Consider the following 22158-nt stretch of genomic DNA (forward strand, 5'->3'; position numbering starts at 1 on the left):
CCCCCTATTATTTGCACATAGCATCTGTATTAACGGAGATGATTTGTTCACCCTTCTTATTATACAAGTGCGTTGCACAAGCTAAACAAGGGTCAAAGGAGTGAATCCCTTTCAAAATTTCAAGTGGTTTATCAGCAATTTTAACCTTAGTATCAATCATATTCGCTTCGTAAGCACCATGCTCATTGGCAATTGTCTTAGGACAAGCATTCCAAGTTGTTGGTACGATACATTGATAATTGCTTGTTTTACCATCTTTAATATCACACCAATGGCCTAAACCACCACGAGGAGCATCAACTAAACCAACGCCTTTAGCTTCTTTTGGCCAAGTATTTGGATCAAAGTTCTTTGTATTGGCAACAACTGTATCGCCGCCTTTAATATTTGTCACTAATTTGTTAAAGAAATATTGACTCATATTAGCAGCCACTTGTGCATCTAAGCAACGACAAGCCGTACGGCCAACAGTACTACACATCCAAACATGAGCAGGTACACCGAGTACAGAAGACACCGTATCAATTTGTTTTACAATCATCTGCTCTGCCCAAGTAGGATTGCTAATAATACCTTGTTTTACTTTGGTATAAACAACAATATATTTAGCTAATGGACCAACTTCACAAGCTTTACCTTTAAAGGTTGGGGATTTAATCCAAGAATATTTCTTCGTTTCATCAAGGTATTCCCAATGCTCTTTAGTGCCTGTTTTAGGACCTGTATAATTTGGTTTTGTAATCCCTTCTGATGGATGAATCGTTTTCTTGCCATCTGGATATTCATACCAAGAATGTTCAACTTCTTCTGACAAGAAGTCTGGATTCATAAGGTCTTCCCCTTCAAGCGGAAGGAATTTAGCTTTATCTACACCAAGGCCAAAATCTTCAACTACACCATTAGCACGTACTAAGCATTTTTTGAAATAGTCACCATTTTTAATACCTGTATATGGTTCATCTGGATAATCGCCATAAGCTAATACACGTTTCTTGGATAAACCGCCTCCATCAACCATACCTGCTTTAGCATAAATCTGGCCAATAGCTAATACATCTGGTAAGTAGAAATAGTTAACTAAATCTTTAGCTAAGGCAATAGATTCATCGACTACGGCTAACCTAGCTGAGTTAACTGGTGCATTCATATCGTCCATAGAAATAGAACAAGGCATACCACCTACGATGTAATGTGGATGTGGGTTTTTACCCCCAAATACAACATGAGGCGTAACAATATCACGCTGTTTATCTAAGATATTTAAATAATGAGCTACCCCCATTAAATGAACTTCTGGTGGCAACAACTGATAATCAGGATGATCCCACCACTGAGCAGCAAAAATACCTAATTGTCCACTTTCAACAATTTTTTTAACTTTCCCTTGAATGGCTGCATAATAAGTCGCATTGCCTTTTGGGAACTCCTTAGGATAAGCAGACGTAGTAGACTGTGTTTCTGCAGGTTCAAGACCACTTAAATTATATGTTTTAAGCACCGTTTCTTGAAGCGCAGCTGTTTTAGCAGGATCAGCTTTTAAGGCTTCCACTGGGCTTACCCAGTCAAGGGCATGCAAGTGATAAAAATGCACAATATGGTCATGGGCATCTAAACAACTATGCATAATATTACGAATGTAATTCGCATTTTTAGGAATTTCAATAGCCAAAGCATCTTCCACAGCACGCAAAGAAGCTAGAGCATGCGTCGAGGTACATACACCACAAATACGTTGTACAAAGGCCCATACATCACGAGGATCACGGTCTTTGGCAACTAATTCGATACCACGCCAAGCTGTACCACTGGATAACGCGTCTTCTACTTTCCCTGTTGCTTCATCAACATTCACTTCTACTCGTAAATGACCTTCAATACGAGTAATCGGATCTACAACTACACGTTTCATTAGTGGCTACCTCCTTCATTCTTTGCCTGTTCTTCGGCCGCTTTCTTAGCATCAAGTTCTGCTTGATACTTTTTCTCTAACTGAATCGTATCATATTTATGTTTAGCCAAGGTTACCCCACCATGTGCGACAACTGCACCAAAAGCAGTTAAGCCTGCAATGGTACCAATTGTGTCAGCTGTAGTAATCGTATTAGCCACTTGAACTTGCGGCAACCGTTGATGGAAGTTGTCATTATCCCAGAAGCCTTTTTCACTACAACCAATACAACCTGAACCAGATTGAATTGGATAGGATAAACCGTTCCACCACCGTAAATTACCACAAGAGTTGTAAGTTACTGGCCCACGGCAACCCATTTTATATAGACACCAACCAGCTTTAGCACCTTCGTCATCAAATTTTTCCACAAAAAGACCAGAGTCAAAGAATGGACGACGATAGCATGTATCATGAATACGATTACCATAGAACTGTTTTGGACGTCCTTCCACATCAAGCGGTGGGATTTCACCAAATAGAGCATAGTGCATAATTACACCAGTCATAACTTCTGGTATTGGTGGACATCCAGGCACTTTAATAATTTTCTTACCTGAAATTACGCTGGAAACGGAAACAGTATTTGTAGGGTTTGGCTTCGCAGCCTGTACACCACCCCAAGCAGCACAAGACCCATATTCAATAATAAAGGCTACACCCTCAGCACATTCTTTAAGTACATCAACGAATGGACGACCACCTACCATACAATAGGTTCCATTGTCATCTAGTGGCACCCCACCTTCGACAGCCAACACATATTGACCTTTCTTTTCTGTCAATATTTTGTGTAAATGTGCTTCAAATGGAGCCCCAGCTGCTGCTGCCAAAGTATCATCATATTCTAGAGCAATCATATTCAAAACCACATCAGAAGCAAATGGTGATGTGGAACGAATAAAGGATTCGTCACAACCAGTGCACTCATGACCATGCAACCAAATTACGGTTGGCAACTCTTTCGTATCTGCTGCATCAACAACTTTATTCAATAATGTTGGTGGTAGGCCTAAAATGGCGGTCAAAGCCACACAAGTTTTCATAAATGTGCGGCGGCTGAGTTTACGTTCCTGGAATAATTTCCACAGACTATTTGTCTTTTCTTTCACAGGTGGACCCCCCTTGCTTGCAATAACTTTACTGTCCGTTTTTAAACATTTTAAAATTTTTTATCAAATAGTATTGATAGTATAGCACTTTCCGATTCTAATTTCTATAGAATTTTTCATAGAATACAACAATACTATTGAAAGTTAACTATAAGAGCTACAATTCTATTTAATAATTGAACGAATTAAGCCTTCTACTACTGGCGCTGGTTTGTACCCGGCAATACGATCTTTTTCTTTGCCATTTTTAAAACAAATCAATGTAGGGATGCCTTGAATATTGTATTTTAAAGCTACCTCTTTAAGAGCTTCCACATCAACAGTTACTACATCAAGATCATCTTTCATATCTTCGGCTAATTTTTCAATTTCAGGATTCATCAATTCGCAAGGTTTGCACCAGGTAGCCCAAAAATCAGCTACCACAACTTTCGAAGATTCTTTTAAAATGGTCTCCAAAGCTTCTAAACTTTCAATTTTTGTTACTGCCATTACTAATTCCTCCTTATACCTTATCCTCTTTGTATAGTTTTAATTGTATGCTTCTGGCGACAATGTTTAGTCAAAAAATAGTCTTTTCTATTTGATAATGACTAGACAAAATAAAACCGCCCCAAGGAGCGGTTTTAAGCAAGCAATCAATAAGCCGAGTTCTGTTCTGCTTGCGCAGTGGTGATTATCTTTCTAGGCCTATAGTTGCCTATAGGCTCAAGCGGCACAACCCGAAAGGTAGGCGGGCCACCCTTATCCCTTTCCTATTCGGCCTTGCTCCGGATGGGGTTTACCGAGCCAATACATTACTGCATTGCTGGTGCGCTCTTACCGACACCGTTCCACCCTTACCGCTAAAGCGGCGGTTTACTTTTCTGTGGCACTATTCCCTATGGTCTCCCACGCCGGACGTTATCCGGCATCCTGCCCTGCGGAGCTCGGACTTTCCTCGAACTTACGCTCGCAATCACCTTTCATACTTGCTACTTAAAGTCTAGCAGATACACCGATGAAGGTCAATTATCTTTTTCTCAAAATTAATATAAACAGATAGCACATCTAAAGTTATCGATTAAGCAAAGAAAAAGTCACTTTGCTTTTCACTAATATGAACTGCAACAGTAGTAATATCTTGTTCTCGCAATTTCATATCAATATGAGCCGCTAACAATGATGATGCTCCTACTTCAGTACCAAAATGTCCTACATCTGCCACTAACAAACCTAATTCTTTAGCCAGTTGCATATCATGATATTTCACATCACCAGTTACATATGCCTGAGCGCCTGCCTTAGCCGCTGCTTTAATAAACTCTGCCCCTGAACCGGTGCAAAGTGCTACTTTAGTAATCTGAGGTACTTTAGCTCCGCCAAAACGTGGCCGCCCCTGTGGGAAAACAACTTTAATTAATTCAATAAAATCTTCTAAGCTAAGAGTATCACCTAATTCACCAATTCGCCCGATGGTTTCTACCTTAACTGGTTCAGCTAATTTGTATACTTCATATGCCACTTCTTCATAGGGATGAGCCTCTTTCATGGCTTGAATGACGCCCTGAAGCTTAGCGCTAGGAACAATCGTTTCCAAACGATCTTCAGTTACTTTAGCAATTTCACCAACGGTGCCAATGTAAGGATCAGCCCCTTCTAGCGGCAAGAATGTGCCAGTGCCTTCACTCCTAAACGTACAATGGCTATAATTTCCAATATGCCCAGCACCAGCATCCCCCATCGCTTTTAATACTGCCTCAGTATGAGTTGTTGGTACAAACGAAACTACTTTATAGACACTATTCTCATGAACCACTTCTAAGCCCTTCACATGGCCTAAACCAATTTGAGCCGCCGCTAAATCATTTAAACCACCTGACGCTACATCTAGATTAGTATGCGCACTATACACAGCAATATTATGCCGAATTAGCTTCCATACTAAGCGTCCTAAAGCCGTTTCATCGGTCACTTGCTTTAAGCCCTTAAAAATAAGCGGGTGATGACTGACAATCAAATTACAGCCTTTTGCGATAGCTTCCTCAACGACCTCATCAGTAACATCAAGCGCCGTTAAAATGCTAGTAACTGCAGTTTTCTGTTGTCCTACCATGAGACCTACATTATCCCAACTTTCAGCTAAATGCTTAGGAGCTAATTGTTCTACAATATGACCAATTTGTTGTATCGTAACTATGCCTTGTAGATTGTCTGCTACTGTAGTTTGTACATTCACTTCGTCTAATATTTCACTCATAGTAAGGCCTCCAATTCTGCAATTTCTTTCTCCAACATCTTATATTTTTCTGTATTTGCTAGCTCAACTGACATACTTTGCAAAGCCGTTCGCCGTAAATGAATAAGTCGCTCTATATACTTTCCCCACAAAGAGGGGCGTTCCTGAGCCAATAAAGCCCCTACTGACCAAAGTAAGGAATCAGAAGATAAATTAGCGTACACATTCTCCATTCCTAGTTCTATATGATTTACATATTGAGGTAATCGCTCCAATTTAATAGCCAATAGGGCTTGATATAATTTCCCCATATCTTCTACTAAAATTTCTTTTGCAATAATATAACCCTTTTTTACTAAAAACTGCCGCAATTCTGCTTGTCCATTTTGAGGCTGCAACACATAGAAGTCTAATAGCTCTGGGCCTACTTCAATGATGTCTCGCATAAGAAAACCACCCATGCCACAAATCACAGCTCCTTGTAATTCACCCGTTTGAGTCACTTGTAAACCATCACCTAAGCGACAATCAACAACCTGTGTTAACCCCTGTTCTTTTACGTAGGCTTTAGCTGACTCTAAAGGCCCCTTGTGCACATCACCAGCAATAACTCGTTCAGCACGGCGCCGCTGTATTAATTCAACTGCTAAATAGCCATGATCTGTACCAATATCAGCAATTGCTTTAGCTTTAGGAATTAGCGTAAATACCGCTTCTAATCGGTTTGTTAATTTTTTAGTTGTCACAAATACTCCTTTGTATAATTGAACTTTATATACGCCATACTACTTTATATACCTATGAGGTTATAAAGATTATTATATCTCATACTAAATACTGCATTCTTTACTGTATCTATTGTAACATATTTACTAAGTAACCTAAAAAACCGCTTACACAACAATTGTTGTATAAGCGGTTTATTGTTAGAAAATGGTGGGCCCACCTGGGTTCGAACCAGGGACCGACCGGTTATGAGCCGGTTGCTCTACCCCTGAGCTATAGGCCCATAGGGAAATACCTCAGTATTCCACCAAATTATTATACACAAAATAACTTCTTGTCGTCAATGAGATTATAAGAAGTCTTTAATTTTGTCTCGTTTCCCTCGATTGCGAAGCTTTGTTAGCGCCTTTCCTTCAATCTGACGGATACGTTCACGAGTAACATTAAAATGTTGACCTACTTCTTCCAAAGTACGTGGTTTGCCATCTTTTAAACCAAAGCGCAACACCAATACTTGTTGTTCACGTTCAGTTAAGCAAGAGAACACGTCTTCAATCTGTTCTTTCAATAAAATATAACTAGCTGCATCATCAGGAGCAATAGCGTCTTGGTCTTCAATGAAATCACCTAAATGCGAATCTTCTTCTTCCCCAATTGGTGTTTCCAAAGATACAGGCTCTTGTGCAATTTTTTGGATTTCACGAACGCGTTCTACACTAATGCCCATGCCTTCTGCGATTTCTTCTGGCAATGGCTCGCGCCCTTTATCTTGTAATAATTGACGAGAAATACGAATCAATTTATTAATTGTTTCTACCATGTGTACTGGGATACGAATAGTACGTGCCTGGTCTGCAATGGCACGGGTAATCGCCTGACGAATCCACCATGTAGCATAAGTAGAAAACTTATACCCTTTGGTATAGTCAAATTTATCAACCGCTTTAATTAGACCCAAATTACCTTCTTGTATTAAATCCAAGAATAGCATACCACGCCCTACATAACGCTTAGCAATACTAACTACCAAACGCAAGTTAGCATCAATTAATTTCTGTTTTGCTTTTTCACCAGTTCGCATTTCTTTATACGAAGCATCTTCTTTAGCACCGGCTTCGATTTGTTGCGCTAATAAAATTTCTTCATCAGCAGACAACAATGGTACACGACCAATTTCTTTTAAGTACATGCGAACAGGGTCATCAATATTAACCCCTTCTGGAATGCTAAGATCTAAAGTAACCTCTTTAGCTTCTCGTACTTCATCATTTTCTTCTTCATCTTCAATAATATCATCGTCATCATCAGCTACTTCTACATCATCTGTGATAACTTCAATGTTACTTTTTTGTAATACTTCATACATATCATCTAGCTGTTCTGCCGTAAGCTCTACTTCTTCATGAAGAGCATCTGTAATTTCTTTACTGGTCAATGCTCCTGATTTACGTCCTTTTGCTAGTAATTGTTCTATGATTTCTTCTAACCGCGATTTAGTTTGCTTCTTAGCCACAATGCTCTTCCTTTCCTTCATAGTTGATCAAGTCCACTCCTTGATTAATGCCTGCAAATCTTGACAAACCTTTAATTCTTCAATAAACCGAGTATCTCCTGCCCGATTTAACTGATCTGCTAACACACTATGCGTTTTATACTGTTCTCGTAATGACTTCAAGCGCACTGCGCGTATATAGCCATCCAATTGTGCTTCATTAAAGTTCGTTTCACCTATAACCATCAGGCGACCGTAAGCACTTCTTTCTTCATCAGTAAGCATTTCCTCCAACGCAACATCTTGTAACGCCCCTGACTTACTGAGAAGTTCTCCTGCTTTTTTAAATAAAGCTTGATACAAAGGATTGGTTATATCCTCTAACGGTAAGTAGGCATGAACTCGTTGCCAAGCTAACGGATCTGTTATCGCTATGGCTACCAGTCTATCTTCTTCCCCTATAGTCGCTACCGATACAGTAGTATCAGTAGTTGACTGTGGCAATGTAACATCACCTTTTCCTAAGTACTGCCTAAACATACGATAAATCGTACTATTATCAAGCCATAATGGCAATGCCAACGCCTTTAGATAGTTCTCCCGTTCTATCTGATTGTTGGTAGCGCTAATTAATGGAAATACTTCTTCTAAAATCGCTTCTTTACCACTCGCCGAATTACTATCATGACTTATCAAAGCACTGTTCAAGTAAAATTCAAATGGTGAAACTGCCTTCGCTACCAATTCTAAAAAGGCTTCTGGCCCATGATTGCGCACATAATCATCTGGATCTTTGCCATCGGGCATAGCCACCACACGCACTTTAAATTCCGTATCTTGTAATAGCTCAATAGCTCGACGCGCTGCTTTCTGCCCAGCATTATCCATATCGTAGGCTAATACAATTTCTTCAGCTTGACGAATCAATAATCGCCCCTGATCCTTTGTATATGCCGTCCCCAATGACGCTACTACATTAGTAACGCCACAATTATGAGCACCTATAACATCCATATACCCTTCTACTAAAATGACCTGTTTTTTCTCCCGAATAGTTCGGTACGCTTTGTCAAAAGCAAAGAGCATATGACCCTTATTAAATAATTCATATTCTGGTGAGTTTAAATATTTAGGTGTACTATCATCTAGTACACGACCACCAAAGGCAACAACTCGACCTTTGCCGTCACAAATAGGAAACATAACACGATTACGAAAATAATCATATAGTTTTCCTGATTCATTTCTACGGCATAGCCCACATTCAACTAATAAGCTGTCATCAATGCCTCGTTCATGAAACGCTCGATATAATCTATCCCAACTATTGGGCGCAAAGCCGAGCTGAAATCGTTCAATAGTTTCTTCGGATAAACCACGCTTTTGAAGATATGCTAGCCCTGGCTTTCCCATCTCCGTTTTTGTCAAACAGTTATGAAAAAATGTGGCAGCCAATGCATTTACTTCATATAATTTATCCCGATGTTCTTTTCGCGCTAATTCCGCCTTAGTCAAATTCTTTTCTGGCAAAGCAATACCTGCCCGATTAGCTAATTGTTCTAAGGCCTCAGGAAAAGACACCCCATTATACTTCATTAAAAAACTTATTGAATTACCTGTTTCATGACATCCAAAGCAATAAAAAAAGCCCTTTTCTGGGTTCACACTAAAAGAAGGGGTCTTTTCATTATGAAAGGGACAACATCCCCAATAATTCTTACCCTTCTTCTTCAGCGTCATGTGCTCAGAAATCACTGACACAATATCATTTGCGTCTTTTATTTGTTCAATTAATTCAGCATCAAAGTGTCGACTCATCTCTTCACATCCCATAAATAAACTTCTCTGCTTATATATTTCTACAAAGGATATTATTTCTCCTGCTATGTCAAGAAGATTTTTTTCAATATCTTTATTTTTAATCTGCAAAATTTTTATGCTAATTTCGCAATTATAAAGAAATTTGCACTTTATTTGATTATATCCTGATGTTATTCACACGGAAATCTATTGTACTTCTTTTTACTATTAAATTGCAAGATATAAAAAAAGACTACAATTGTCCATCTCCTTATGACGTTTGCCATAGAGTTTTCAATTGTAGTCTCTAAACTACTCGTTGTATTCAATTTGTTATATATCACATAGTTATACACTGCAATATATAGTTTATTGTTGAATTCATGCTCAATAGCTACTTGTATATAAACGGCAACTATTATTTAGCATAATCTACGACTCTAGTTTCACGAATGATTACTACTTTAATCTGACCTGGATATTCTAATTCAGATTCAATACGTTTAACCATATCGCGTACTAATAGAGTAGCTTCTGCTTCACCCACTTTATCTGGTTTAACCATTACGCGGATTTCGCGACCAGCTTGAATAGCAAAACATTTTTCAACACCATCAAAGGACTCGGCAATTTCCTCTAATTTAGTCAAACGTTTTAAGTAGTTTTCAAGCGTTTCACGACGTGCCCCAGGGCGTGCTGCTGAAATTGCATCAGCCGCTGCCACCAAGACAGCTTCAACAGATTTAAATTCTTCATCCCCATGATGAGCACCAATACAATTTTGTACCAATACACTTTCATGGTATTTTTTAGCCACATCTACACCAATCTGTACATGAGACCCTTCCATTTCATGGTCAAGTGCTTTCCCTAAGTCATGAAGTAAACCGCCTCGTTTAGCTAATGTTACATCGCAACCTAGTTCAGCTGCCATCATACCAGCTAAATGAGCCACTTCAATAGAATGTTTCAACACGTTTTGACCATAACTTGTACGGTATTTCAAACGACCTAAAATTCGAATGATTTCAGGATGTAAGCCATGTACATCGGCTTCAAAGGTAGCCTGCTCACCAGCATCTTTAATAACTTGGTCAACCTCTTTACGAGCTTTACCAACCATTTCTTCAATGCGGGCTGGATGAATACGACCATCCACAATTAGTTTTTCAAGCGCAATACGCGCTACCTCACGACGAATTGGATCAAATCCAGAGAGGATAACTGCTTCAGGGGTATCATCAATGATTAGATCTATACCTGTTAAGGTTTCTAGGGCACGAATATTACGGCCTTCACGACCGATAATTCGCCCTTTCATTTCATCATTTGGAAGAGCTACTACGGATACCGTAGACTCTGCAACATGGTCTGCAGCACAACGCTGAATAGCGGCTGCAATAATTTCGCGGGCATTCTTTTCCGCATCTTCCTTCGCCTGTTGTTCTAAATCTTTAACAAGGACCGCCGTTTCATGACGAATCTCTTGCTCTACATTGGAAAGTAAAATTCCTTTTGCTTCCTCAAATGTCATGCCAGAAATACGTTCTAATTCTGCCATCTGCTGATCGTACAATGCTTCTGTACGCTCTTTTAAAGCTTTTGCTTCTTGTTCTTTTCGATGCAACGCATCTTCTTTCTTTTCTAATGATTCTAATTTACCATCAAGATGTTCTTCTTTTTGAAGAATACGTCGTTCTAAACGTTGTAATTCATTGCGTCGATCTCGGTTTTCTTTTTCTGCTTCACCACGAAGTTTATGAATTTCTTCCTTAGCTTCTACTAAGGCTTCCTTTTTCTTTGACTCAGCCTCGCGTTCTGCATCGGCAATAATTCGCGCTGATTCTATCTCAGCTTGCTTCAGCTTACCTTCAGCAATATTCTTACGCATCATGTAACCAACACCAAGACCGATGAGCACCATTACAACTGCAATAATGCTATACTCTAAAATAAGATTCACCTCCTCATTATAAAAGTGAGAAGCCCACCTAGGCTTCTCCCAGATTGCCGTCTATTTCATATACATTTGAAAATTGCCCACTACTGTGAGACTACTATAATTGTAGTCGGTCATGAAAAGACTGTCAAGAAAAACTCTATATAGACTATTCATAGTGAGCTACTTGTTCACAGATACTTCGGATTGTTCCTAAACCAAATCCACGATTTTTCAAAAAATTCATAACTTTTTTCTGATTTAACCGCTCTTCTTCTGGCCAACCTTCTTCATACCAAATTGGTTCACTTATGGCAGTAGGGCTTAAAAAATGGCGTATTACCAACCTTAACGCAGGTTCTAATTCATTATACTGACCTAATTCACTACCTACTGTTAACCCCCGCTGAAACATCTTATTGCGTATATATTGCACGCTATATTTAGCTTCAGCCATATAGAATTGTAATACATCATGCGCCAAGCGCTCGTCATTAATATAATCTAATTCTTCCAATCTTTCTAATACTATATTAATTAATTCATGAGTAACGCCTTTACGCTGTAATTTTTGCGTCAATTCTAAACGACTCAAAAAACGAGGAGCTAAGAAGCGCATAGCTTGGTCCATAGCGGTACTTTCAGTATATTCTGTATCACTTTTTTTAAATGCCATATATGCGCTACCTTTCCTCTACCTCACATTATTATAGTATGCTAATTTTTATATTAGTCTTCCGTCAATTCTTCCCCTACTACATCAAATGATTCTGGTTCTGCCATTAATGTATCACGCACAATCTTGTCGATTTCTTGCGCAATTTCAGGATGAGTACGTAAATAATCTTTAGCCGCTTCCTTACCTTGCCCCATACGTTCATCATTGTAAGAATACCAGGCACCGGATTTTTTAATGATTTCCATGTTTGTACCAATATCAATCAAAGTACCTTCATAAGATACACCAGTACCATACATTAAATCAAATTCAGCCGTTTTAAATGGAGGAGCTACCTTATTTTTTACAACTTTAACTTTTGTACGACTACCAACGTTTTCATTATTTTGTTTAATCACTTCCCCTTTGCGCACATCAAGGCGGATTGTGGAGTAGAACTTCAATGCACGGCCCCCTGTAGTTGTTTCAGGATTACCAAACATGATGCCTACTTTTTCACGCAACTGGTTAATAAACACAACTACAGTGCGCGATTTACTAATAATCCCTGTTAATTTACGAAGGGCTTTACTCATTAAACGTGCTTGTAAACCTACATGAGCATCACCCATTTCGCCTTCAATTTCAGCCTTTGGTACTAGAGCCGCAACGGAGTCAACTACAATAATATCTACCGCACCACTGCGCACTAAGGATTCAGTAATTTCTAACGCTTGTTCCCCATTATCTGGCTGAGATACTAATAAATTATTAATATCAACCCCTAAATGACGAGCATATACTGGATCTAAGGCATGTTCCGCATCAATAAACGCAGCAATGCCGCCACCCTTTTGAGCCTCTGCAATAGCATGCAAAGCAACTGTCGTTTTACCAGAGGATTCAGGCCCATAAATTTCAATAACACGACCTCTTGGGAAGCCACCAACGCCAACAGCTAAATCAATAGCCAAACAGCCTGTTGAAATAACTTCTACATTCATGCGGTCAGTTATATCCCCAAGACGCATAATGGCGCCCTTGCCATAATCTTTTTCTATCTTCTTCAACGCATTATCTAAGGCTTGTTCTCTACCGTCCATGATTGTTCCTTTCTTGACCGCTTACGGTCTTTACACTATATATCCTTGTACTAGATAAATATATAAAATCTATTTAAATTGAATGACTCATCAAATGTTATAAGATACTTTATAGCAAGTATCTCGCCAAATTACTTGAGCCACTCAAACTAAATCAATACGAGTAACATAACTTACGCTTTACCAGTAATCGCCCGATATAAATAATATAACGCTCGTTCTGCTGTGCTTTCACGAATACTATCACGATCACCAATAAATTCATTCTTATAAGCCACTGTGCCATTAGGTCCTGCAATACCAATATAAACTAACCCTACTGGCTTAGTTGGCGTTGCTCCACCAGGACCCGCAATCCCTGTTGTAGATACACCATAAGTTGTACCAAGTAAGGTCCGTACCCCTATAGCCATGGACTTAGCCACTTCTTCACTGACTGCACCAAATTCATCCAATTCAACTTGAGGTACCCCCAGTACTTTATGCTTTACTTCATTAGAATAGGATATTACCCCACCTTGCACATAGGCACTACTACCAGGTAATTCGGTCAACCGTTTACCTACCAAACCACCAGTACAAGATTCAGCCGTTCCTACAGTAGCCCCCATAGCTAATAAAGCATCCGTTACAAGTTCTAACATAGACTTTTCTAAGCGGCGCCCTAAGGCATCACCTAAACGATCTTGCAAAATCCCATCCCAAGGTGCTAGTAAAGCTTCTGCTTCCTGTGATGTAGCTGCACTCGCTGTAATTCGTAATTCAATATAACCATTTTTAATTAAAAAGGCTATTGTTGGGTTTTGTTGTGCTTTTACCAAATCCATTAAGGCCGCTTCTAGGGCTAATTCACGCATGCCATATACAGCATACCGATGCGACAGTACAACGCCTTGACCACCAAATTGGCGTTCTAAATAAGGCCGTACCGATTCATTAAATACAGCCTTCATTTCAGCTGGTGGGCCTGGTAATAAAATAAAGGTAGTGCCTTCTGATTGCACGGCTACACCTGGCGCTACACCACGACTATTAGCCAAAGCTACACTATTAACTGGTAGTAGCATTTCGCGCCGACTGGGCTCTGGCATATCCCAGCCTTTATTTCTAAAAAATTCTTTCACAAATTGTTCAGCCTCTGGGTTAAGTTCTAATTCAACCCCAATCGCCTTTGCCAAAACCGGCCGAGTAATATCACCTTGCGTAGGGCCTAAACCACCGGTACAAACTACAACATCAGCCCGTTTAGCAGCAGCTTTAAAAGCCTCTTCCATACGAGCCGGATTATCACCAATTGTTGTTTGAAACGCTACCGTATAACCTAATTTATTAAGTTCCTGCGCTAACCAAGCTACATTCGTATTAATAGTATCACCCAGTAATAGTTCAGAGCCTGTGGAAATCAATTCTACAATCATACCTGGCCTCGATTCTTTTAAAATGCCCTTGAATCTGTTTATTACCTATTCAGACTATCCTTAGGCGTTTATTGTTTTATGCTTCGCTTCGCACTTCAGCTACTACATCGTAAGAAAAACCCTGTACGACTGTAACTGGTACAATATCGCCAACGGCTAAGCCTTCACAATCTTCAATATACATGTTGCCATCTACATCAGGTGCTTGGCACTCCAAACGGCCTTTAGCTAAGGTATGACCTTGTTCATCTTCGCTAATTTCTTCAATAATAGCTTCATGAGCCGTACCTTCTAGATTGCGATTGTTCTCTTCAGAAATAGCAGCTTGAATTGACATCAACGTATGATAGCGCTCTTCCTTTACTTCTTCTGCTACTTGATCAACCATAGCTCCAGCTGGGGTACCATCCTCTTGTGAGTAAGTAAATACACCCATATTATCAAAGGCCACCTCTTTTACAAACTCGCAAAGTTCTTCAAATTGCTCATCTGTTTCACCAGGAAAGCCTACTATTAACGATGTACGTAATGTCACATGACTAGCTGTATTACGAACCTTTGCCAATAATTTCACAATATCAGCTTTACGATCCTTACGGTTCATACGACGTAAAATATCATCATTAATATGTTGTAATGGCAAATCAATATAATTGCAAATCTTTGGTTCTCGCACAATAATATCAAGTAATTCATCAGTAAAATATTTAGGATATAAATACAGTAAACGATACCATTGAATGCCCTCTACCTTCACTAATTCTTCCAATAATTCAACCAGCATCGGTTTGCCATTATTCAAATCAGCACCATAGCTCGTAGTATCTTGTGCAATAAGATTAATTTCTTTAACCCCCATAGCAGCTAATCGTTCTACTTCCTCTACAATGGACTCAATAGTACGACTGCGGTACGAACCACGTACCTTAGGAATGATACAGAAAGTACAGCCATTGTCACAGCCTTCTGCAATTTTTACATATGCACTATAGGTTGGCGTAGTCTGCATGCGAGGCATTCGTTCATTGTAAATATTAGTGATGGAATCCATTATACAAATACGCTTACCTTCATCAATAGCAGCAATGGCTTCCATAATGCGATTCCAAGAACCTGTGCCAATTAAAGCATCAATTTCAGGAATTTCCGCAAATAATTCTTCTTGATACTGCTGACTTAAACAACCGGCCACAACTAAACCTCGACAAGCCCCAAATTGCTTAAATTCACTCATTTCAAGAATTGTATTTACCGATTCCTGCTTTGCCTTTTCTATAAAAGTACAAGTATTAACAATAATAATTTCAGCCTCATCTAAAGCTTCTGTAATCTCATAGCCATTATCCTTTAGTACACCTAGCATAATCTCAGTATCTACCAAGTTTTTAGCACAGCCTAAACTCACATAGCCTAACTTCTTACTCATTATATATCCTTTCTAAAACGCACTTGACTAATCCATTTATTTAACAATACTTTTTTGCCATCTTCGGTGTAACCACCTTCAGTATTCCATAAAGCCAATTCACGGCCTAATGAATCCACTGGTTTAGGAAGTTCTGGGTTAGTATATACATAGTAAAATCCATTATCATCTAATAATTGTGCTACTTGTTTAGACAGTAACCACTTAACTAAGCGAGTCGCTTCTTCCTCATTACTTACGCTTTGCAACATGCCTACCCCTGTTAAATAATAGGGCGTACCATCAGCAGGAAAAATAATTTTTACTGGGTATTTGTGCTTCGCATATTGTAAGCCATCCGAATAGTTACCAATTCCTAAATCAGTTTCTCCAAGAGCCGCTAAGCGCACTGGTGTTGATAAAAATTTAGCATATTGCACGACATGAGGCTTCAATTCTACAAAATACTGTAATCCTTTTTCTTCCCCATCCATTTCAACAAAGCTATACAAAATATTCGCTGCACTACGAGACGCCACAAAGTCAGTCATAATAACAGCCCAGTCACCAGGTAAAACTAAAGACTGCCAAGCTGTTACATAACGTCCCATACGATTATAAAAGGCTTCACTTTGCGCAAATATTACGGGGTCATACCAAGTACCAACCCAAAGGGCATCATTATTTTTAAATCGATCTGAAATTTCATCGACCCCTTCGGTTAAAACGGGTTTCAATTGATGATACTTAACGCCAATGTCTAAATTATCACGCGTAGTCAACACAAGATCACCTTTTTGATCAGAAATAGGCAAGGTCATACGTGTTGCCATCTGTTCTTCAGTGAGCGGTAACATCCGTAAGCGCACATGATATTGCATTTCATATTGCTGAGCCAATAAGGTTGTCAAATTTGTAGGCAAATCGGAATAAATTGTCAATTCTGCCTTGACGGGAATGGCGGTCCGCTCTTTCTGTTTATTCTGTTCAATATGCGCCCCAATGCCAAAGACAATCAATACAAAAACAATGAGTAACGCAATAGGCCAAAATCGTTTCATCCGTTTACCTGCCTCCATTATGACATATTAAGGACGACGTTTTCTAGCAAAATCACTACGTTTCGTCCCCTTACTTATACTAATTTCGCCACGGCCGTTCCTCTTTGCCTTACCCTGTGACCGGCCTGCAACACTACTATTATTAGTCTTATTTTTACTCTTACTAGCGCCCGATGTATGACTTTTACCTTTGGCAATGCTTGTATTACTTTTGCCTTTGGCCATACTTTTAATTGATCTTGGTGGAATCAAACAATGTGGCCCAAAGCCAATCAAATCGGTCCGACCAGCCTTTACCAATGCTTCCTGTACCAATTTATAGTTATCAGGATTCTTATACTGCATCAACGCTCGTTGCATCGCCTTATCACGGCCATTCTTAGCCACATATACCGCTTCACCAGTTAGTGGATGAATCCCTGTATAATACATAGCCGTAGACAAGCTACCTGGAGTAGGAATAAAGTCCTGAACCTGTTCTGGTGTCATTCCTTGGTCACGTAAAAACTCAGCTAATTCGATAGCATCGTCTAACGTACAGCCAGGATGAGAGCTCATAAAATAAGGAACTAAAAATTGTTTTTTCCCCAACTGTTGATTCGCTGTTTCAAACCAATTTTTAAATTTTAAAAAGGTTCCTTTATCAGCCTTCCCCATGATTTCCGTAACTCGTTCCGATACATGTTCTGGCGCCACTTTTAGTTGCCCACTTACGTGATGCTCACATAATTCTTTCACAAATTGACGATTATTATCTTCTAACACATAGTCATAGCGCAAACCAGAACGTACAAATACTTTTTTAACACCTTTTAACTTACGTAATTTGCGAAGTATCGCTAAATAATCATCATGACTTGTATCTAACCGTTCACAAGCATGTGGTGCGGCACAATTCTTGCCTGGGCAAGCCCCTAAGGTACTCTGCTTTTGACAGGCTGCATGACGAAAATTAGCCGTAGGCCCCCCCACATCATGAATATAGCCTTTAAAATCTGGCATAGCAATCATTCGTTCCGCTTCAGCTAGCAAAGACTCATGACTACGGTTCTGAATAATACGCCCTTGATGACTCGTAATGGCACAAAAAGAACAGCTACCAAAACAACCGCGATGACTCACTAAACTAAATTGAACTTCACTTAATGCAGGCACGCCACCTTTAGCATCGTAACGAGGATGCCAACGACGTGAAAACGGAAGATTATACACTTCATCCATTTCAGCTTGTGTTAATGGCAATGCAGGACTATTTTGTACTACATAACGATCGCCATGACGTTGTACTACGGTTTTACCAATAAATGGATCTTGCTCTAAATATTGTTGCCGAAAAGCTTCAGCGAATTGCTTTTTATCAGCCTTGACCATTTCATAGGAAGGGCATTCCACAACCTTGCCGGTTGGTATTTCTTTCGCCATATAACAAATGCCCTTAATCTCAGGCAAAGCATCTTGTAACCGTTCCGTATCTAAGGCTTTGGCAATTTCTAAAATCTGCTTTTCACCCATGCCATAAATAAGTACATCTGCCTTGCTATCCGTCAAGATAGAGCGACGTACTGTATCAGACCAATAGTCATAATGAGCAAAACGCCGCAGACTAGCCTCAATGCCACCAATCACAACGGGCACATCACGAAATGCTTCGCGCATACGATTAGCATAGACTAAGGTAGCTCGATCGGGGCGATGACCACTCTCACCACCTGGCGAATAATCATCATTATGACGATATTTCTTCGCTGCCGTGAACTTGTTGAGCATAGAGTCTAAATTGCCCGCCGTTACTAGCGAGGCCAAGCGTGGTTTACCTAGCACTTTGAAGGCTTCTACATCATTCCAATCAGGCTGTGCAATGAGCCCTACACGATAGCCATGATGTTCTAACAATCGACCAATCACACTACCGGAAAAGGAAGGATGATCCACGTAAGCATCACCAGTGATAAGAACAAAATCAAGTTCTGCCCAACCTCGTTCGTCCATCTCCGCTCGTTCTGTAATTAAAAAGTCGCTCACTACACATATCTCCTTGAAGTATTAATAATCAACTTAGATTTATACAAAAAATAACCAACCTAAAAATACAATAATGCAGAAGGTAATAATTGCTACCGCTAGTCGCTCTTGTGCCAATGTTTTCTGTCGTCGTTGCTGTCTTGACGTATAGCTCAATCGCTTCGACTGTGGTACTACCTTATCAACTTCTCGCTCAACTTCTTCGTGAGGCGCTAATTTTCGTGGTTTCATGCGCCGTAAAGGCACCCCTAAAGGTTCTCCAATTAAGCTTTTATAGCGATCAATCATGCGGTGCCGTTCGAGGCCCAGCAAATCTGCATAATTGCCAATAAAGCCCTTCACATACACATCGCCAGGGATAATTTTATAATTATCCTCTTCAATAGCTTCTAAATAAGCCCCTCGTATATGAAGTACCTGTTCAACATCTTTAATGGTTAGCCCCCGCCGATTTCGTTCTCGCCGTAGCTCTTCCCCAATTGTAGACAAGGTCTACCTCCTTATTTTGAAAAATATGTCTCTTGAACGGCTTCCCAAGACATCAATATATCCCTTGGTTTACTGCCATTAGCAGGACCAATAATACGCTTTTCTTCCATCGTATCAATTAAGCGCGCCGCTCTTGAATACCCAATTCTGAAACGACGTTGCAACATCGATGTAGAAGCCTGCCCCATACTAATAACAAGTTCTACTGCACGTTCTAATAATTCATCTTGTTCTTCTTCCATACTGTCGCATTCTTCAACAGTGTCTTTTTCTACTTCTTCTACAATAGATTCATCATACTCTGGGCGTCCTTGTTGTTTAACAAACGCTACTAATTCCTCTACTTCTTCATCAGAAATAAAGGCCCCTTGAATACGAATTGGCTTATTGGCCCCAATAGGATTAAAGAGCATATCCCCTTTACCTAGGAGTTTTTCAGCCCCCGCCATATCAAGAATAGTACGGGAATCTATTTGTGTTGCTACTGCAAAGGAAATACGACTCGGTACATTGGCCTTAATAGTCCCCGTAATGACATTAACTGATGGACGCTGCGTAGCCAATACCATATGAATCCCCGCTGCCCGGGCTTTAGCCGCTAGGCGATTAATCGCTTCTTCTACATCAGGCGCAGTCATCATTAAATCAGCTAATTCGTCAATAATGATTAAAATAAGTGGCATGGCCTTATCAGGGAATCGCTCATTAAAACCACTAATATTACGCACGCCATTTTCAGACATAGCTAAGTAACGGGCTTCCATCTCACGCACTGCCCAGCGCAATACGGCTGCCGCTTTTTTCATATCTGTTACAACTGGTACCTTCAAATGAGGAATGCCATTATAAACTGACAATTCCACCATCTTAGGGTCTACTAGAATAAGCTGTACTTCACTTGGTTTGCGACTAAATAAAATACTGGAAATCAAAGTGTTAACACATACCGATTTACCAGAACCTGTAGAGCCGGCCACTAACAAATGTGGCATTTTAGCTAAGTCAGTAATAATAGCCTCACCAGCAATATCTTTACCAAGGCCTACTGGAATGCCCCCACGGGCTTTTTGGAATTTCTCCGCTTCTAATACATCCCGTAAATGAACGGCTGTTACGTTTTTATTAGGCACTTCAATCCCCACAGCAGACTTGCCTGGAATTGGTGCTTCAATACGAATATCTATAGCAGCTAGTGCCATTTTTAAATCATCAGATAAATTTAAAATTCGGCTTACTTTTGTACCTGGCGCTGGTTCTAACTCATAGCGCGTAACAGTCGGTCCTTGTGTCGCATTCACAACATGAGCTGTAACACCAAAACTTTTCAAAGTTTCTTCTAACACGGATACATTATGAGTAACCTCTTGCCCTGTTACAAGATTAACGGTGCCTTTAGAAAGCATGGATAAAGAAGGAAAACGATACGGTACTTCAATACGCCGTGGTTTAGGCGCCCCATCTACAGTCACCGCCACTGCAGCTGTATCTGCTTCAGTCCCTTCCATCGTTGGCACTGGCTGTAATTTAACTGAACTAGTCACCGCAGCTACTTCTGAAGATTTTTCAACCACCTCAGACGTTGCGCTATCTAATTCACTACTCCCCAATACCTCTGTTTTAAATTCTGGGTTGGATTCTGATTTGAATTCTGATTCAGTTTCTGGCTCAAGTTCTCGCTCAGATTCGGGTTCTGCTTCGTCAGCTACCATTACAGGTTTAGGAGCTTCTGTTTCAAACGAACGAGCTGTCCGGCCCTGTAAAAATGGTGGCACTTCTAATTCGTCTTCGTCCTCATCCTCTATATGCTCATACTTTTCTTCGTTAGGTACTAACACTTCTTTAATTTGCTGTGAATCCACGGAGGATTCAATAGATTGGCTTTCTTCCTCTGGCTCAGCTTCTAGCAAAGCTTTTGCTTCCGCTTTAGCGTCTGCCGATACTTGCGCTGCATTAGCAATTACCTCTGCAGCGGCGCTCTTAGTAAATCGATCATCTTTTTCCTGATTATAGGCACGCCGTCTTTTTGCTTGTTGCTCTTTCCATTCCGTATAACGTTCTTTCGCTTGATGCACTGTTTCTTCAGTAATATTACGGGCAAACTCCAAGCCTACATCGGTTTTTTCTTTCGCCTTATGTAAACCTGTTCGCAAGGAAATTTGATAAATTAACAATAACAGGCCCAAAATAACTACAACAGCTACTACAATAGCCCCTACATTGCCTAGTAAAGTACGTAGTAACACCGCAATAAGTCCACCAACTACGCCTCCTTGGGTGGCAATTTTGGTCGTTAACAACTCCTGCCCTGGATCTGCGGATAATAAAGTAATAACAGTAATGCCAAATATATAAACTAAGGATAATAAAATCCCCCGTTTAGTAAACGAAAAACCTTCATCAGCGTATAGAATACGCCATCCTACATAGCCCACATAAAGACATGGGATAACGCCACCAAAACCAAAGCCATATTTAAAAATACCAGCTACTACATCAACGACGGATCCTGACGTAATATTGAACATCCCTAAAAATGCTACAAAAGCAAAGAGCATAATAAAAAGCCCTCTTACTTCTTTACGAATTTTAAGCCCTTTATTTACGGCTTCTTTATTTGTTGTGCGTGAAGCACTGGTAGCTTTACGCTTCGTAGTTTTACGTGGCGTAGCCTTCGCCCGCTCCTTTTGTTCTGCCATAATCTATGTGTACACCTCAACCTTGTAATCAAATGTTAAAACTATATACCTTAGCATTTTATTATATCACA

General features: G+C 39.9%; 16 protein-coding genes, 1 tRNA gene and 1 other RNA gene. All 18 read right to left on the reverse strand.

Going from position 1 to position 22158, the window contains the following annotated elements:
- Positions 1-7 precede the first annotated feature (7 nt).
- The gene (locus tag NFR44_RS03380; RefSeq protein WP_251441187.1) at positions 8-1909 is read right to left on the reverse strand and encodes a nickel-dependent hydrogenase large subunit; all 1902 of its coding nucleotides are present in this window, start codon (positions 1907-1909) and stop codon (positions 8-10) included.
- Positions 1909-3060 carry a hydrogenase small subunit gene (locus NFR44_RS03385; protein ID WP_251441190.1) on the reverse strand — a complete coding sequence of 384 codons (1152 nt, stop codon included), beginning with the start codon at positions 3058-3060 and terminating at the stop codon, positions 1909-1911. The genes NFR44_RS03380 and NFR44_RS03385 overlap by 1 nt, the downstream gene beginning before the upstream one ends.
- A gap of 165 nt (positions 3061-3225) precedes the next feature.
- A complete protein-coding gene (trxA, locus tag NFR44_RS03390; protein WP_251441192.1) occupies positions 3226-3552 on the reverse strand; it encodes a thioredoxin in 327 nt (108 codons plus the stop codon).
- Positions 3553-3686: 134 nt separating this feature from the next.
- Positions 3687-4035: RNase P RNA component class A (gene rnpB / locus NFR44_RS03395), an RNA gene on the reverse strand.
- Positions 4036-4123: 88 nt separating this feature from the next.
- Positions 4124-5239, reverse strand: coding sequence for a Nif3-like dinuclear metal center hexameric protein (locus NFR44_RS03400; RefSeq protein ID WP_371875176.1), 1116 nt, complete (start codon positions 5237-5239; stop codon positions 4124-4126).
- Between the two features lie 56 nt (positions 5240-5295).
- Positions 5296-6024, reverse strand: a complete 729-nt coding sequence (locus NFR44_RS03405) for a tRNA (adenine(22)-N(1))-methyltransferase (protein ID WP_251441196.1) — start codon at positions 6022-6024, stop codon at positions 5296-5298.
- A gap of 188 nt (positions 6025-6212) precedes the next feature.
- Positions 6213-6287 (reverse strand) — tRNA-Ile (locus NFR44_RS03410).
- Positions 6288-6353: 66 nt separating this feature from the next.
- On the reverse strand, positions 6354-7517 hold the full coding sequence (gene rpoD, locus NFR44_RS03415; protein WP_251441198.1) for an RNA polymerase sigma factor RpoD: 1164 nt from the start codon (positions 7515-7517) through the stop codon (positions 6354-6356).
- Positions 7518-7544: 27 nt separating this feature from the next.
- Positions 7545-9314 (reverse strand): DNA primase, encoded by a 1770-nt coding sequence (gene dnaG, locus NFR44_RS03420; protein ID WP_251441200.1) that lies wholly within the window; start codon positions 9312-9314, stop codon positions 7545-7547.
- A gap of 400 nt (positions 9315-9714) precedes the next feature.
- Positions 9715-11259: a ribonuclease Y gene (gene rny / locus NFR44_RS03425; protein ID WP_277612551.1), complete on the reverse strand. Its 1545-nt coding sequence runs from the start codon at positions 11257-11259 to the stop codon at positions 9715-9717.
- A gap of 145 nt (positions 11260-11404) precedes the next feature.
- The gene (locus tag NFR44_RS03430) at positions 11405-11911 is read right to left on the reverse strand and encodes a regulatory protein RecX (protein ID WP_251441202.1); all 507 of its coding nucleotides are present in this window, start codon (positions 11909-11911) and stop codon (positions 11405-11407) included.
- A 53-nt stretch (positions 11912-11964) separates the two neighbouring features.
- The gene (recA, locus tag NFR44_RS03435) at positions 11965-12996 is read right to left on the reverse strand and encodes a recombinase RecA (protein WP_251441205.1); all 1032 of its coding nucleotides are present in this window, start codon (positions 12994-12996) and stop codon (positions 11965-11967) included.
- Between the two features lie 173 nt (positions 12997-13169).
- Positions 13170-14414 (reverse strand): competence/damage-inducible protein A, encoded by a 1245-nt coding sequence (locus NFR44_RS03440; protein ID WP_251441206.1) that lies wholly within the window; start codon positions 14412-14414, stop codon positions 13170-13172.
- Between the two features lie 76 nt (positions 14415-14490).
- On the reverse strand, positions 14491-15840 hold the full coding sequence (gene rimO / locus NFR44_RS03445; protein ID WP_251441209.1) for a 30S ribosomal protein S12 methylthiotransferase RimO: 1350 nt from the start codon (positions 15838-15840) through the stop codon (positions 14491-14493).
- Positions 15840-16880 carry an extracellular solute-binding protein gene (locus tag NFR44_RS03450; protein WP_251441211.1) on the reverse strand — a complete coding sequence of 347 codons (1041 nt, stop codon included), beginning with the start codon at positions 16878-16880 and terminating at the stop codon, positions 15840-15842. Before NFR44_RS03450 ends, rimO begins: the two co-directional genes overlap by 1 nt.
- 27 nt (positions 16881-16907) lie before the next feature.
- Positions 16908-18902 (reverse strand): YgiQ family radical SAM protein, encoded by a 1995-nt coding sequence (locus tag NFR44_RS03455; RefSeq protein ID WP_251441215.1) that lies wholly within the window; start codon positions 18900-18902, stop codon positions 16908-16910.
- 39 nt (positions 18903-18941) lie between these two features.
- Positions 18942-19391 (reverse strand): helix-turn-helix domain-containing protein, encoded by a 450-nt coding sequence (locus tag NFR44_RS03460; protein WP_251441217.1) that lies wholly within the window; start codon positions 19389-19391, stop codon positions 18942-18944.
- A gap of 11 nt (positions 19392-19402) precedes the next feature.
- Complete coding sequence (locus tag NFR44_RS03465; RefSeq protein WP_251441219.1) at positions 19403-22087, reverse strand: FtsK/SpoIIIE family DNA translocase; 2685 nt, start codon at positions 22085-22087, stop codon at positions 19403-19405.
- Between the last annotated feature and the right edge of the window lie 71 nt (positions 22088-22158).

Origin of the sequence: Veillonella intestinalis, from assembly GCF_943193155.1 — a bacterium.
Classification (GTDB): Bacteria; Bacillota; Negativicutes; order Veillonellales; family Veillonellaceae; genus Veillonella_A; species Veillonella_A intestinalis.